This is a genomic window from Pseudomonas sp. R4-35-07, from assembly GCF_003852235.1.
Taxonomy (GTDB): domain Bacteria; phylum Pseudomonadota; class Gammaproteobacteria; order Pseudomonadales; family Pseudomonadaceae; genus Aquipseudomonas.
On record NZ_CP027732.1, the window covers coordinates 4,376,642 to 4,391,108 of the forward strand.

The 14,467-nt window shown below is 62.4% G+C and carries 11 protein-coding genes; 3 read left to right on the forward strand and 8 right to left on the reverse strand.

Going from position 1 to position 14,467, the window contains the following annotated elements; genetic code table 11:
* The first annotated feature begins 413 nt into the window (after positions 1–413).
* Positions 414–3,599: a ribonuclease E gene (rne, locus tag C4J89_RS19930; RefSeq protein ID WP_218565838.1), complete on the forward strand. Its 3,186-nt coding sequence runs from the start codon at positions 414–416 to the stop codon at positions 3,597–3,599.
* Positions 3,600–3,772: 173 nt separating this feature from the next.
* On the opposite strand, the gene C4J89_RS19935 is transcribed toward rne, so the two are convergent.
* The 5 genes from C4J89_RS19935 to C4J89_RS19955 form a co-directional block, all read right to left on the reverse strand.
* Complete coding sequence (locus C4J89_RS19935) at positions 3,773–4,357, reverse strand: NTP transferase domain-containing protein (RefSeq protein WP_124415398.1); 585 nt, start codon at positions 4,355–4,357, stop codon at positions 3,773–3,775.
* Complete coding sequence (locus C4J89_RS19940) at positions 4,354–5,340, reverse strand: XdhC family protein (RefSeq protein ID WP_124415399.1); 987 nt, start codon at positions 5,338–5,340, stop codon at positions 4,354–4,356. The genes C4J89_RS19935 and C4J89_RS19940 overlap by 4 nt, the downstream gene beginning before the upstream one ends.
* Entirely contained in the window at positions 5,340–7,661 is a 2,322-nt protein-coding gene (locus tag C4J89_RS19945; RefSeq protein WP_124415400.1) for a xanthine dehydrogenase family protein molybdopterin-binding subunit, read from the reverse strand. The genes C4J89_RS19940 and C4J89_RS19945 overlap by 1 nt, the downstream gene beginning before the upstream one ends.
* Positions 7,658–8,125 carry a (2Fe-2S)-binding protein gene (locus C4J89_RS19950; protein ID WP_124405028.1) on the reverse strand — a complete coding sequence of 156 codons (468 nt, stop codon included), beginning with the start codon at positions 8,123–8,125 and terminating at the stop codon, positions 7,658–7,660. The genes C4J89_RS19945 and C4J89_RS19950 overlap by 4 nt, the downstream gene beginning before the upstream one ends.
* 253 nt (positions 8,126–8,378) lie before the next feature.
* Positions 8,379–9,710, reverse strand: a complete 1,332-nt coding sequence (locus C4J89_RS19955) for a dicarboxylate/amino acid:cation symporter (protein ID WP_124415401.1) — start codon at positions 9,708–9,710, stop codon at positions 8,379–8,381.
* A 340-nt stretch (positions 9,711–10,050) separates the two neighbouring features.
* On the opposite strand from C4J89_RS19955, the gene C4J89_RS19960 reads away from it, so the two are divergent.
* Positions 10,051–11,049: an AraC family transcriptional regulator gene (locus C4J89_RS19960; protein WP_124364024.1), complete on the forward strand. Its 999-nt coding sequence runs from the start codon at positions 10,051–10,053 to the stop codon at positions 11,047–11,049.
* A 138-nt stretch (positions 11,050–11,187) separates the two neighbouring features.
* On the opposite strand, the gene C4J89_RS19965 is transcribed toward C4J89_RS19960, so the two are convergent.
* Genes C4J89_RS19965 through C4J89_RS19975 form a run of 3 tightly spaced genes read right to left on the reverse strand, consistent with a single transcriptional unit; the run spans position 11,188 to position 13,535 of the window.
* Positions 11,188–12,534 carry an ATP-binding protein gene (locus C4J89_RS19965; RefSeq protein WP_124415402.1) on the reverse strand — a complete coding sequence of 449 codons (1,347 nt, stop codon included), beginning with the start codon at positions 12,532–12,534 and terminating at the stop codon, positions 11,188–11,190.
* Positions 12,531–13,208, reverse strand: coding sequence for a response regulator (locus C4J89_RS19970; RefSeq protein ID WP_010208358.1), 678 nt, complete (start codon positions 13,206–13,208; stop codon positions 12,531–12,533). Before C4J89_RS19970 ends, C4J89_RS19965 begins: the two co-directional genes overlap by 4 nt.
* A gap of 18 nt (positions 13,209–13,226) precedes the next feature.
* Positions 13,227–13,535, reverse strand: coding sequence for a hypothetical protein (locus tag C4J89_RS19975; protein WP_124364026.1), 309 nt, complete (start codon positions 13,533–13,535; stop codon positions 13,227–13,229).
* Positions 13,536–13,673: 138 nt separating this feature from the next.
* On the opposite strand from C4J89_RS19975, the gene C4J89_RS19980 reads away from it, so the two are divergent.
* Positions 13,674–14,390, forward strand: a complete 717-nt coding sequence (locus C4J89_RS19980; RefSeq protein ID WP_124415403.1) for a 4'-phosphopantetheinyl transferase — start codon at positions 13,674–13,676, stop codon at positions 14,388–14,390.
* The last annotated feature ends 77 nt before the right edge of the window (positions 14,391–14,467 follow it).

Below are 14,467 nucleotides of genomic sequence, written 5' to 3' on the forward strand. Positions count from 1 at the left end.
GCGCAGTCGCCCACACCTAGTCTTGTTTAGCCATGAGCGTGGACTCCCCATTGGAGAACACGGTAAATGCCAACCCGCTGCGGATTCTGCGCGCGGCAGCACCCGAATTATCAGGGATACGTGTAGGGTGGAGATGCACAACCGTCGGACCGTGTAGCACTAGGCTTATATTTAGACGCTTCATCTCGTCCACAGTCGCCGGTTGATTCCTCCTCCTGACCTTAGCTTTTGTTGAAGTGGTGCCTTTGTCACCACCGCTAACAAGCAGGACGCGTCCGTCGCGATACCCGCCCAATTGGCAGGTTTTGCTGGACACTGGAGTGGCCAACCACTCTTGACGCACCTGACACCGACCGTGAGAAGTCGTGTGTGCCGAACGCCGTTTCCGGCAGCCCGGAAACCGACGGTACAACATGAAAAGAATGCTGATTAACGCAACCCAACCCGAAGAGTTGCGTGTTGCACTGGTAGATGGCCAACGCCTCTACGACCTGGATATCGAATCCGGTGCCCGCGAGCAAAAGAAGGCCAACATCTATAAAGGCCGTATTACTCGCATCGAACCTAGCCTTGAGGCTGCCTTTGTCGATTTCGGCTCCGAGCGCCACGGCTTCCTGCCCCTCAAAGAAATCTCCCGCGAATACTTCAAGAAGGCCCCCGAAGGCCGGGTGAACATCAAGGACGTCCTGAGCGAAGGCCAGGAAGTCATCGTTCAGGTCGAGAAAGAAGAACGTGGCAACAAGGGCGCCGCCCTGACCACCTTCATCAGCCTGGCTGGCCGTTACCTGGTGCTGATGCCGAACAACCCGCGTGCCGGCGGTATTTCCCGTCGTATCGAAGGCGAAGAGCGCAACGAACTGCGTGAAGCGCTCAACGGCTTGATCGCACCGGCCGACATGGGCCTGATCGTGCGCACTGCAGGCCTGGGCCGCAGCAGCGAAGAAATGCAGTGGGACCTCGACTACCTGCTGCAGCTGTGGACCGCCATCAAAGAAGCGTCCCTGGATCGCTCCGCGCCCTTCCTGATCTACCAGGAAAGCAACGTGATCATCCGCGCCATCCGCGATTACCTGCGCCAGGACATCGGCGAAGTGCTGATCGACAGCGTTGAAGCCCAGGACGAAGCCCTGACCTTCATCCGCCAGGTGATGCCGCAGTACGCCAGCAAGATCAAGCTGTACGAAGACAGCGTTCCGCTGTTCAACCGTTTCCAGATCGAAAGCCAGATCGAGACCGCTTTCCAGCGCGTAGTCGAACTGCCTTCCGGCGGCTCCATCGTGATCGACCCGACCGAAGCCCTGGTGTCCATCGACATCAACTCGGCGCGCGCCACGAAGGGTAGCGACATCGAAGAAACCGCCCTGCAGACCAACCTGGAAGCGGCTGAAGAAATCGCCCGCCAGCTGCGCCTGCGTGACATCGGCGGCCTGATCGTGATCGACTTCATCGACATGACCCCGGCCAAGAACCAGCGCGCCGTGGAAGAGAAAGTCCGCGAATGCCTGGAAGCTGACCGTGCCCGCGTGCAGGTCGGCCGCATCTCGCGCTTCGGCCTGCTGGAAATGTCCCGTCAGCGCCTGCGCCCATCCCTGGGTGAAAGCAGCGGCATCGTTTGCCCGCGTTGCAATGGCACCGGCATCATCCGTGACGTTGAATCGCTGTCGCTCGCGATCCTGCGCCTGATCGAAGAAGAAGCCCTGAAAGACCGCACCGCCGAAGTTCGCGCACAAGTGCCGATTCCGGTTGCCGCCTTCCTGCTCAACGAAAAACGCAACTCGATCACCAAGATCGAACTGCGCACCCGCGCCCGTATCGTCATCCTGCCGAACGATCACCTCGAGACGCCGCACTTCGAAGTGCAGCGCCTGCGCGATGACAGCCCGGAAGCCCACAGCGGCCAGTCCAGCTACGAAATCGCTGCTGCCGCTGCCGAAGTGGAAGAAGTCCAGCCAGCCGCCGCGACCCGCACCCTGGTCCGCCAGGAAGCCGCCGTGAAGACCGCACCGGCCCGCGCCAACGCACCGGTTCCGGTTGAAGCCGCCGCTCCGGTTGCCGCGCCGGCCGCCCTGCCTGAGCCAAGCCTGTTCAAAGGCCTGGTGAAATCCCTGGTCAGCCTGTTCGCCACCAAGGAAGAGCCCGCCGCGCCGGTTGTGGTTGAAAAAACCGCCGCCGAACGCCCTGCGCGCAACGAAGAGCGTCGCAACGGTCGTCAGCAGAGCCGTAACCGCAACGGTCGCCGCGACGAAGAGCGCAAGCCGCGCGAAGAACGTGCTCCGCGTGAAGAACGCGCGCCACGTGAAGAGCGTGTACCTCGCGAAGCCCGTGAAGAAACCACGACCGTAGCCCGTGAAGAACGCGCACCTCGCGAAGAGCGTGCACCGCGCACTCCACGTGCCCCGCGTGAAGATCGCAAGCCGCGCGGCGAGCGTGAAGAACGTGTGCGTGAACTGCGCGAGCCTCTGGACGCGGCACCTGCCGTTGCCGCAGCCGCAGCCACCGAAGAACGCCCGGCTCGCCAGCCGCGTGAAGAACGCGCGCCACGTGAGGAACGTCAACCACGTGCTCCGCGTGAAGAGCGTCAACCGCGCGCCGAACAAGCCGCTGCCGCCAGCGAAGAAGAAGTGCTGACCGGCGAAGAGCAACTGCAGGAAGAGGGCCAGGACAACGCCGAAGGCGATCGTCCACGCCGCCGTTCCCGTGGTCAGCGTCGTCGCAGCAACCGTCGTGAGCGTCAGCGTGATGCCAACGGCAACGTGATCGAAGGTTCGGAAGAAGCCGGCGAGCACGCAGAAGCTGGCAACCACGAACCGACCGGTGACGAACTGGCTGCCGGCCTGGCCGTGACTGCCGCCGTGGCCAGCTCGGTCATCAGCGCACCAGCTGAAGCCCAGGCTCATGAGCAGGCTGAACGCGCTACCGCCGCTGTCGAAGAGACTGCTGCTTTCGAAGAGACCGCTACGGTAGAAGCGCCTGTTGCCGAGACTCCAGTGGTTGAAGCACCGGTGGTGGAAGCCGCTACCCCAATCGAAACCCCAGTGGTTCCGGAAGTGGAAGTAGCACCGGTTCGCGACGCTCAACCCGTGACCGAAGTGGTTGCCGTTGAAGTCGCCCCGGTCGTCGAGCCTGCGCCAGTGGTTGAAGCTGCAGCTGAAGAAACTGTGGTTGAAACACCGGCTGCCGAAGAAGCCGCCCCGGCCGTGCGTGAAGTTCGCGAAGAACAGACCGCCTTCCAATGGTCCGCCGAACCTGCCGCCCCGGTTGAAGCGCCTGCGCCTGCGCCGGTGGTAGAGGAAGCGCCAACTCCGGTTGCCGAAGTCGTGGTTGCCGAGCCTGCCCCAGTGGTTGAGCCGCCCCCTGTGATCGAGCCAACGGCGGTCGTAGAGCCTGCGCCAGTCGTGGAAGCCCCGGTGGTAGCCGAAGTCGCCGCTCCGGTGGTTGAAGCTGCACCGGCAAGCGCCCTGACTGAAAACGGCCGTGCACCGAACGACCCACGTGAAGTGCGTCGTCGCCGCAAGGAAGCCGAGGCTGCCGCCGCTGCTGCCGCGTCGGTAGAGCACAAGGCCCAGGAAGAAGAGCACGAGCCTAAACCCTTCGTCTGATTCCACCAGCCAATAAAAAGCCCCGCCTGAGCAATCAGGCGGGGCTTTTTTTGCAAAAAAATCGAACACACGGCTGTTCAACGGTGGGAGGGGGCTTGCTCCCGATAGCGGTGGATCAGCCAACACCTCCATGAGCTGACATACCGCTATCGGGAGCAAGCCCCCTCCCACATTCAGTCGGCGCTGAAACTCAACTGTTGCGGCACATCCACATCCCATAGCACGCCAGGATCATCCACCGGCACGCCTCGCACCTGTGCCAGTGCAAACAAAGCCTTCGCGCCACGGTCGCCGGCCAATGCCATCAATGCAGGCCCAAATACACGGCCGAAAGCGACTGGATGCCCATACTGTCCGGCATGCACCGGCACAGTGATGCTTCCCGGATCGGCCAGCACACGCTCGATCGTCGCGGAACGAATAAACGGCATATCCCCCAGTACCACTAGCCAGCCCTCTGCCGAAGCACTGGCCGTGACAGCGGCGGCAATGCTATCGCCCATACCGGCCGATTCCAGCAGCAGGACGTTACAACCATGTGCCTCTGCCAACCGAATCACCTCAAGGCGTTCCGGTGAAGTCACCACCCAACGCTCAACAAGCGTCACCGGCAGGTTCACCAATACCTGCTCGATCACAGGCCGCGTCACGCCGTCCAGGCCGACGCAATCGGCCAGCAATTTATCGCAGTCGGCGCCGGCCTCAGCGCGGAAGCGACTGCCCTGCCCCGCCGCCAGCACTATTGCCGTCATTGTCACTGGGCAGCCACCGGCAGCGGCTTTTTCTGCAGGGGCGCCACGCCGTTCTTGATCGCGACGATTTCCGCCATGAGCGACAATGCGATTTCCGCCGGCGTATGGCTGCCGATGTGCAATCCGATGGGCCCATGCAAGCGCGCAATCGCCTCCGCCGACAAGCCCAGCGCCGCCAGGTTTTCCCGACGTTTCAGCGTATTGACCCGCGAGCCCAGGGCGCCAATGTAGAACGCGCTGGAATTCAACGCCGTAAGCAACGCCATATCGTCCAGGCGCGGGTCGTGGGTGAGGCAGACAATCGCCGTGCGCTCGTCGGTCTGGATATTCAGCACCGCTTCATCGGGCATGCCCGGCACAAAGCGGCCGTGTTGTTCCTCCCAACCGTAGACAAACTCTTCGCGCGGGTCGCAGATCAGTACTTCGAAGTCGAGCAGGCGCGCCATTTCCGCAACGTAGCGCGACAGCTGCCCAGCGCCAATCAATAACAGGCGCCAGCGCGGCCCATAGATGGCGCGCAAGCACTGCTCGTCAAAGGTCACCACGTCGGTCTTGCTCGCAGGGGTGAGGGTCACTTCGCCGGTGGCCAGGTTCAGCTCCCGCGCGACAATCTGATGATCCTCGCAGCGCGCCAGCAATTGCTCAACCCAGGCCCACTCGTCCACCCGTTCTTCGGTCAGGCGCAACGTGCCGCCGCAAGGCAGGCCGAAACGCGCCGCCTCATCGCGAGTAACGCCGTAGGTCACCAACTGCACGGGCGGGCCGTCGGCGGGTAAACGGCCATCCTGCAGGCGTGCGATCAAGTCGTCCTCGATGCAGCCGCCGGACACCGAGCCGATCACCACCCCGTCGCCGCGCAAGGCCAACATCGCCCCCGGTGGGCGCGGCGCGCTGCCCCACGTCTGCACCACGCTGTACAACACCACGCGTTGCCCGGCGCGGCGCCATTGCAGCACGCTGCGCAAGACATTCAGATCCACACTGTCCATCAGGCTTTCGCCTCCTGCCAACCCTGCAATTGATAGCGTACCGGCAGGTTACGGATGCGCTGGCCGGTCGCTGCGAAGATCGCGTTGCACAACGCCGGCGCAATCGGTGGTACGCCGGGCTCGCCGACACCGCCCAACGGCACCTCGCCGGTCGGAGTCACCAGGTGCACGGCGATCTGCTTGGGCGCCAGGGACATACGCGCCACTTCGTACATATGAAAATTGTCCTGCTGGACCTTACCGTCCTTGAAGCTGATCTCGCCCAGCACCGCGTTGCCCAGGCCCATCACACACGCGCCCTCGAACTGCGAGCGGATGCGTTCCGGGTTGATCTGCGGGCCGCAGTCCACGGCGATATCGGCCTTGTGCACAATCAGCGTACCGTCGTCTTTGACTTCCACTTCGATCACCGCTGCCACATAGGTGACGAAACTGTAGTGCACCGCCAGCCCCAGCCCACGCCCCTGGGGTAGCTTGCGCCCCCAGCCGGCGGCTTTGGCGGCAGTTTCCAGTACGCCACGCAGGCGCGCGGTGTCGATCGGGTAACGCTCGGGGGATTCGCCGTAGTTCCACTCGTCGCTCAAGGTTTTCGGATCGATCTGACGGTCCGGGCCGAGCAACTTGAGCTGGTACTGCAACGGGTCCTGGCCGGCCTTGTGCGCCAGCTCATCGACAAAACTCTGGATGGCAAAACCGTGGGGAATGTTTGATACCGAACGGTACCAACCCACACGGGTATGCGCCGCCGCTTCAGGGTTTTCCAGGCGCACGTTGGGAATGGCGTAGGCCATATTGGTAAAGCCCATGCCCAGTTCGAATGCCGCTTCGTGGTTCATGCCCGGCGCGAACAGCGCGGTAATGCTCGGCGCTACCGTACGGTGCAGCCAGGCGGCAGGCAGGCCGTCCTTGTTCAGGCCGGCTTTGAGGTATTCGGCGGACACGGTATGAAAGTAGGAATTGTGGATATCGTCTTCACGGGTCCACTGTACCCGCACGGCTTTGCCCGGAAACTGTTTGGCAAGCACGGCGGCTTCGATGATGAAGTCCGGCTTGGATTTGCGCCCGAAACCACCGCCCAGCAAGGTCACGTGCACCGTGACGTTATCGAAGGGCACGCCCAGGCGCTCAGCGATACGCTCGCGAGTGACTTGCGGTGCCTGGCTCGGCGCCCAGGCTTCGCACTGGCCCTTGTCGAAACGGGCAACGGCGACCATCGGCTCCATCGGCGACTGCGCCAGGTGCGGCAGGTAGTAGGCCGCCTCCAAGGTGCTGTCGGCATCGCCCATGGCCTGGTCGAGGGTGCCGGTGTTGCGCACCACTTTGCCGGGCTGGCGGGCGGCGGCCTCCAGCTCCTTGCGGTAATCGACGGAGTTGTAGCCGGCGTTGACGCCGTCGTCCCACACGATGTTCAGCGCGTCACGGCCCTTGATCGCCGCCCAGGTATTGCTGGCCACCACGGCCACGCCACCGAGAGGCTGGAATTCGGAGGGGATCGGCCGGCTTTCGATTTCCAGCACCCTGATCACCCCCGGGACTTTCATCGCGGCACTGGCATCGAAGGATTTGACCTTGCCGCCATATACCTTCGGCCGTGCGATGGTGGCATAGAGCATGCCGTCGATATGCACGTCGGCACCGTAGACGGCGCTGCCGTTGACGATGTCGACGCCATCGATGGCCTTGACGCCTTCTTTGCCGATATAGCGAAATTCCGTCGGCTGCTTGAGCCGCAGGCTGTCGCGTGCGGGAACGGCCAGCGCACCGGCCGCGGTGGCCAACTCGCCATAGCCCAGCTCACGACCGCTAGGTTGGTGGATCACCTTGTGCAATTGCGCACGGCACTCGCTGACCGGCACCTTCCACTGCTCGGCAGCGGCCTGCTCCAGCATCGCCCGCACACTGGCGCCGCAACGCCGCATCGGCTCGTACCAATGGCGCATGCTGCGCGAGCCATCGGTGTCCTGGTTGCCATAACGCACCTCATCACCCGGCGCTTGCTGGACCTTCACCTTGGCCCAATCGGCCTCCAGCTCATCGGCCACCACCAGGCTGAGGCTGGTGCGCACGCCCTGCCCCATTTCGGAACGGTTGCAGACCACGGTCACCGTGCCGTCGGTGGCGATGCTGACGTAGACCTTGGGGTCATCGATCAGCCCATGGGGCATTGCATCGCCGCCATATGGCTTGACCGCATCAGCCGCGAAGGCGTCAGGCAGACCCCAGCTGGCAGCGATCACCAGCACACCGGTGGCCCCCGCGCCTTTGAGAAAGCCGCGACGACTGAGGTTATTCAGTACGAAATCAGCGGGTAACCGGCTCATGCCTTGGCCCCCAGGTGCGTGGCCGCCTGACGGATCGCGGTTTTGATCCGGTTGTAGGTGCCGCAGCGGCAAATGTTGCCGACCATGGCCTCTTCGATCTGTTCATCACTGGGGTTGGGGTGGGTTTTCAGCAACGCGGTGGCTGACATGATCTGCCCGCCCTGGCAATAGCCGCACTGGGCCACGGCGGTGTCGAGCCAGGCTTGCTGCACCACCTGGCCGACAGGATCGGTGTGCAGGTTGTCGATGGTGCTGATGGCCTGGCCTTTGACCGCACCAATCGGGGTGATGCAACTGCGTGCGGGCGCACCGTCGATGTGGATGGTGCAGGCGCCGCACAGGCCCATGCCGCAACCGAACTTGGTGCCGTTGTAGCCCGCCACATCGCGAATCGCCCACAACAGCGGCATATCTTCGGTGACGTCCAGTTGATGGTCTTGGCCGTTGAGTTTCAGGGTAATCATGGGCACGCCCGCCTGTTCATTGCATGGTTAGGGGCGAGCAATCTGTTGCAAGAGGTCACGCGGTTCGGTGCGCACAGATTGGCTCAGGCTGAGGAGGCTCTCTTGTGAAGACAGGTCTTCACCGGGCCTTTGGTGGAGCATCCACGTAATGTAAACCAAAACGCTCGAAAGTCAGCGGCGCAAACGCAAACGCCCCGAACGGATCGGGGCGTTTGCGGATAACCGAGCGGCGCGGGTTCACGCCATCAGTGGCTTACTTGACCACAGGTGCAGGGCCTTCGGCCACGCCCAGGTCGTCTTCCTGGCGGGTGTCGGAAATACCGGTACCGCCGGATGCCAGCTCGCTTTGCAGCTTGTCGGTGTCCAGTTCCTTGACCCACTTGGCCACAACGAGGGTGGCCACTGCGTTACCCACCAGGTTGGTCAGCGCACGGGCTTCGGACATGAAGCGGTCGATACCCAGGATCAACGCCAGGCCGGCAACTGGCAAGTGGCCGACGGCCGACAGGGTAGCAGCCAGTACGATGAAACCACTGCCCGTCACGCCCGCAGCGCCCTTGGAGGACAGCAGCAGCACCAGCAGCAGGGTGATCTGGTGAGTGATGTCCATGTGGGTGTCGGTCGCCTGGGCGATGAACACGGCGGCCATGGTCAGGTAGATCGAGGTACCGTCAAGGTTGAACGAGTAGCCGGTTGGGATCACCAGGCCGACCACGGATTTCTTCGCGCCCAGACGCTCCATCTTGATCAGCATGCGTGGCAGCGCGGATTCGGAAGACGACGTGCCCAGGACGATCAGCAGCTCTTCACGGATGTAGCGGATCAGCTTGATCACGCTGAAACCGTGGGCGCGGCAGATAGCACCGAGCACCACCAGCACGAACAGCAGGCAGGTGATGTAGAAGCAGATCATCAACTGGCCCAACTGCACCAGGGAACCCACACCGTAAGCGCCGATGGTGAATGCCATGGCGCCCAGGGCACCGATTGGCGCGAGCTTCATGATCATGTTGATGATGTTGAACATCACGTGGGCGAAGCGATCGATGAAGTCCAGCACCGGCTTGCCGTAGGCACCCAGGCGGTGCAGGGCGAAACCGAAGATCACCGAGAACATCAGCACTTGCAGAATGTCGCCGTTGGCGAAGGCGCCGACGATGGTGTTAGGGATCACATTGAGGATAAAGCCGACGATGCTCTGGTCTTTACCGGCCGTCACGTAGGCGGCGACTTTGGAAGCGTCCAGGGTTGCCACGTCGATGTGCATGCCGGCGCCCGGTTGCACGACGTTGACCACGATCAGGCCGATCAGCAACGCGATGGTGGAAACCACTTCGAAGTACAGCAACGCATAGCCGCCGGTCTTGCCGACAGATTTCATGCTTTGCATGCCAGCGATGCCGCTGACCACGGTGCAGAAAATGATCGGGGCGATGACCATTTTGATCAGCTTGATAAAGCCGTCACCCAGTGGCTTGAGGGCCACGCCGGTCTGCGGGTAGAAGTGACCAAGCAAAATACCGATAACGATTGCAACGATCACCTGGAAATACAGGGATTTGTAGATTGGCTGACGAGTCGTCATTGCAAAGTTCCTCAATCGTCCCGTGTGGCAAATATCCGCCATTGCCCACGGCACTTGAATTGCGAACCCTCCTGCACTGGAGGGATTTGTTGTTTGCGAGGTTTGTAGAAACAAGCCTGCGCTGTCATCCTTATTGCAAACGGCGCGCCACTTTGCGCTAAATACCCTGAAGGCCTTTAGGCATCAGGCCCGAAGGTTTACCGGGGCCTGCTCGGGTCACGAACCAGGTGGCGGATTTCCGCCTAGCTGCCCAATTGCGTCCTGCAATTTGGCGGATATCCGCCTTGTCGCCTCGTCGGGTGATGACTACCATCGCCACTCCCATGGACGAGGCCCTGTCATGCGTGAACGCACCATCGCCAGTCACTTCGCCCGCGCCGCCCTGGAGGGCGCGCGTCGGGGCGGTTACGACTACTCGGGCCTGTTGCAGCAGGCGGGCATCACCCCCGAACTGCTGAACGAACCCCGTGCGCGTATCGCTCCGGAGCAATTTACCCGGTTGCTGCAACTGCTCTGGCTGGCGCTGGATGACGAATACCTGGGTTTCGCCGACGGGCCAAGCAAGCGCGGCACCTTTGCCATGATGTGCCATGCGCTGATTCATTGCCGCACGCTGGAGAAGGCGCTGGAACGCGGCTTATTGTTTTATAGCCTATTCCCACACGGCCCGCGTTGGCAGTTGACACGGGAAGGCGACATGGCCCGCTTGAGCCTGGACGACTCGCAACTCTGGGACCCCGACCACTTTCTCAGCGAATGCCTGCTGGTGATCTGGCATCGCCTGGGCAGTTGGCTGATCGGACAGCGCATCCGGTTGCACCAGACCACGTTCAGCTACCCGATGCCGCCACACGCCAATGAATATGACCTGTTGTTCCCCTGCCCCCTGGTATTCGGTGCACCGAACAGCAGCCTGGTGTTCCCCGCCCGCTACTTGAGCCTGCCGCTGTTGCAGGACGAGCGCACCCTCAAGCACTTTCTCGAGCGCTCCCCCGCCGACCTGCTGTCACGCCCGGATGAAGGCGACAGCTTGAGCAGCCAGTTGCGCCGCCTGTTGAGCCGCGACCGCACGCCCTGGCCAGACCTGGAAGCCGTTGCCCAGCACTTGCATATCAGCCCACAGACCCTGCGTCGGCATTTGCGCGAAGAAGGCAGCAGTTTTCAGGCACTCAAGGATGAGCTGCGGCGGGACATCGCCATCTACCATTTGGGGCGAGCGGATTTGTCATTACAGGAGATCGCCGAACAACTGGGCTTCTCCGAGCCGTCGGCGTTTCATCGGGCGTTCAAGAAGTGGACGGGGCTGACGCCGGGGGCCTATCGGGCGCAGGAGAATTAGATGGGTGTCGTGGGAGAGGGCCTCATCGGGGGCAAGCCCCCTCCCACATTTGACTGGGTTCACACAGTTTGATTTGTGAATACATTCACACTGTGGGAGGGGGCTTGCCCCCGATAGCGCCAGCCCAATCACTACCGATCACACGGTGGGAAAATGAATCCTGAACGCCGCGCCACCCAGCGCCGAATCACCCAGGGTCAGTCGTGCGTGATAGCTTTCAATGATGTCCTTGACCACCGCCAGCCCGATCCCCTGTCCTGGATGCTGGCGATCGAGCCGCTCGCCCCGCTGCAGAATCCGCGCGCGCTGATCCGGTGGTACGCCGGGGCCGTCGTCTTCGATGCACAACTCAATGCCCTCGAGGTTTTCCACCAGGCTGATGCGCACTTCGCTCAGGCATAGGCGATAGGCGTTTTCCAGCAGGTTGCCGAGCATTTCGAGCAGGGCGCCTTTCTCGATGGGCACGTCGCACTCGTCGGGCAGCTCGAGGGAGACGGTGACGCGTTTGTCCCGGTAGACCTTGTCCAACGTGTCGCACAGGCTTTGCAGCACCGGTTCCAGACGGACCTGGTGGCGTACCAGGCCGCTCTTGCGCAGGCTGGCGCGCTGCAATTGATAGCCGATCTGCTGGCTCATGCGCTCGATTTGCGATTGTAGCACCCAGGCCTGGCTGCGTTCTTCGGGGCGCTGGGCCATGTCTTCGCTGACCCCCTGCAGTACCGCCAGCGGGGTTTTCAGGCTATGGGCCAGGTCATCCAGAGAGTCGCGATAGCGCGCACGCTGCTCGCGTTCGCTGTGCAGCAAACGGTTGAGGGAACCGGTGAGGCGCAGCAGTTCCCGGGGATGTTCTTCGCTGAGGCTTTCGCGGGTGCCGCCTTCGATCTGGTCCAGTTCCTGGCTCAGCCGCCGCAAGGCCTGCAGGCCCCAGGTCAGGCCAAGCCACAGCAACGTCAGCAGCACCAGCAACGCCGCGCCGAACCCCAGGTAGAGATTCTCGCGCAGGCCTTCGAGGGTCAATTGGTACTCGCGCACCGGTTGCAGGGCGACGATGCTGAAGGCCGCACTTTTGCCGCCCAGCAACCGGACCTCGACGTCGTAGACGAAAAATTCCTGGCCGTTGGCCTCGCGAATGCGCGCAAATTCGTTGCCGCGCCCATCGTAGCGCGGCTTGTAGTTGATGTTTTCTTCCTGGGTCGCCCGCGAACGCCACACCAGGTGGCCTTCACGGTCGTAGATATAGCCGAGCAGGCGGCTGTCGGTCAGGTTGAAGCGCTCATCGGGCAACTGCGCCGGCATCAGCAGCCGGTTATTTTCCACGCGTGCCGCAGAGATCAAGGTGGTCACATCCGACGCCAGGCGCTGCTCGATGGAATCCTGCAATGCCAGGCTGAACGCGCCTTGCATGGCGGGCAGCAAGCCCAGCATGAACAGCACCGCCAGGGTGGCGGCGGCCAGCATCAGGCGTACGCGTAGCGAGCGAATCAACGGCAGCGCTCATTGAACAGGTAGCCCAGGCCCCGCACGGTGTCGATCGGCTTGAACCCGGCCGGCCCTTCCAGCTTGCGGCGCAGGCGACCGACCAGCACTTCGATGACGTTCGGGTCGCGCTCGTCGTCATCGGGATACAGCTGCTCCATCAAGCGGTCCTTGGCCACCACTTGTTGATGATGGCGCATCAGGTACTCGAGGATCCGGTACTCATAGGCAGTCAGCGCCAGCGGCTGCTCATCCAGCGAGGCTTGCTTGCGATTGAGGTCCAGCAGCAGCGGGCCGGCAACGATAGTGGACTGGGTAAAGCCGCTGGAGCGGCGCAGCAAGGCGTTCATCCGCGCCTCCAGCTCTTCGAACTGGAACGGTTTGACCACGTAGTCGTCGGCACCGGCAGCCAGGCCTTCGACTTTGTCCTGCCAGTTGCCACGGGCGGTAAGAATGAGGATCGGAAAGGTCTTGGCCTGGGTGCGCAGTTGCCGGATCAGGTCCAGTCCGCCCATGCCGGGCAGGCCCAGGTCGATGATCGCCAGGTCGTGGTTGAATTGGCCGGTCTGGTACAGGGCTTCCTCGGCATTGGCCACAGCCTCGACGACGTGGCCGCTGTCGGTCAGGCGGGTAAACAGGTGATGACGCAACAGCGCCTCATCTTCCACCACCAGCAATTTCATAAGGCTCTCCAAGGCAATTCAACAGTCCGACCGAGGGATATCATAGCGGCCCTGCACGTCTTGCGGGCGCAGTTTAATGCCATTGTAGTGGCCCGACTCAAGCGCGTAGCCGGTGCGGTAGCCCGGTTTTGGGGCGCCGGCGCTCAGCGACTGGCCCCACGGGGCGGCCTGAATGCTCACTTCTTCGAAGCTGACACGCTGGATCAGGTTGCTGGATTTCCTGTTCTTCTCGCGGCCAAAGCCGGCAAAGCTGCTATCGCTGGCTTGCACGCCGGCGGTGGCACTGAGCATGGTCAACGCCAACATCAGCTTCTTGATCGCAGTCATGGTCGTTACCTCGTACGCGTTTAGGCTGTAACGTCAAGACTACGCAAGCGCCCCTGAACTCCCCCTGAACAGGCTCTGAACCCGGCCATAACCGCAACGGGCTATGCACTGGCGCGCCAACTCGGCAAAATGTCGCGCATGATGCCCCTACCCGCCTGTTGTACCCCACTCGATGCCGATTGGCCGCTGCCTGCTCCCTTGCCGGGCACCGTATTCTTGAGCACGCGTTTCGACCCGGCCTTATTGAACCCTGAGGATTTTCAGCGCAGCGCCGTGCCGCCACCGGCGAGCATCCAGCGCTCGGTGGTCAAGCGTCAGGCGGAATTCCTCGCCGGCCGCCTGTGCGCCCGCGAAGCGCTGCAACGACTGGATAATCTCAATTGCATCCCGGCCATCGGTGAAGACCGCGCGCCGATCTGGCCAGGTCATATCAGCGGCTCCATTACCCACAGCACCGGGCACGCCGCAGCAATTGTCGGGCATAAGGCGCAATGGCGCGGGCTGGGGATGGACCTGGAGAACCTGCTCGCGCTGGAACGGGCGGAACGCCTGGCGGGCGAAATTCTCACCGTGGATGAACTGCAGCGCATGGCGGCCCTGCCCCGTGAGCAAATTGCCTTGCTGGTGACACTCACGTTTTCGGCCAAGGAGAGTTTGTTCAAGGCACTCTACCCGATCGTGCAGAAGCGCTTCTATTTTGAGCATGCCGAGGTGGTGGAGTGGTCACTGGCGGGACAGGTGCGGCTGCGGTTGCTGACGGACCTGTCCAGTGAGTGGTGTCATGGCAAGGAGCTGGTTGGGCAGTTTGTGGTGGAGGGGGAGCAGTTGTTGAGCCTGGTGGCTGTCGGCGCTTGATAGACAGTCATCGGGGGCAAGCCCCCTCCCACAGGGGAATGCATTCCAAATGTGGGAGGGGGCTTGCCCCCGATGGC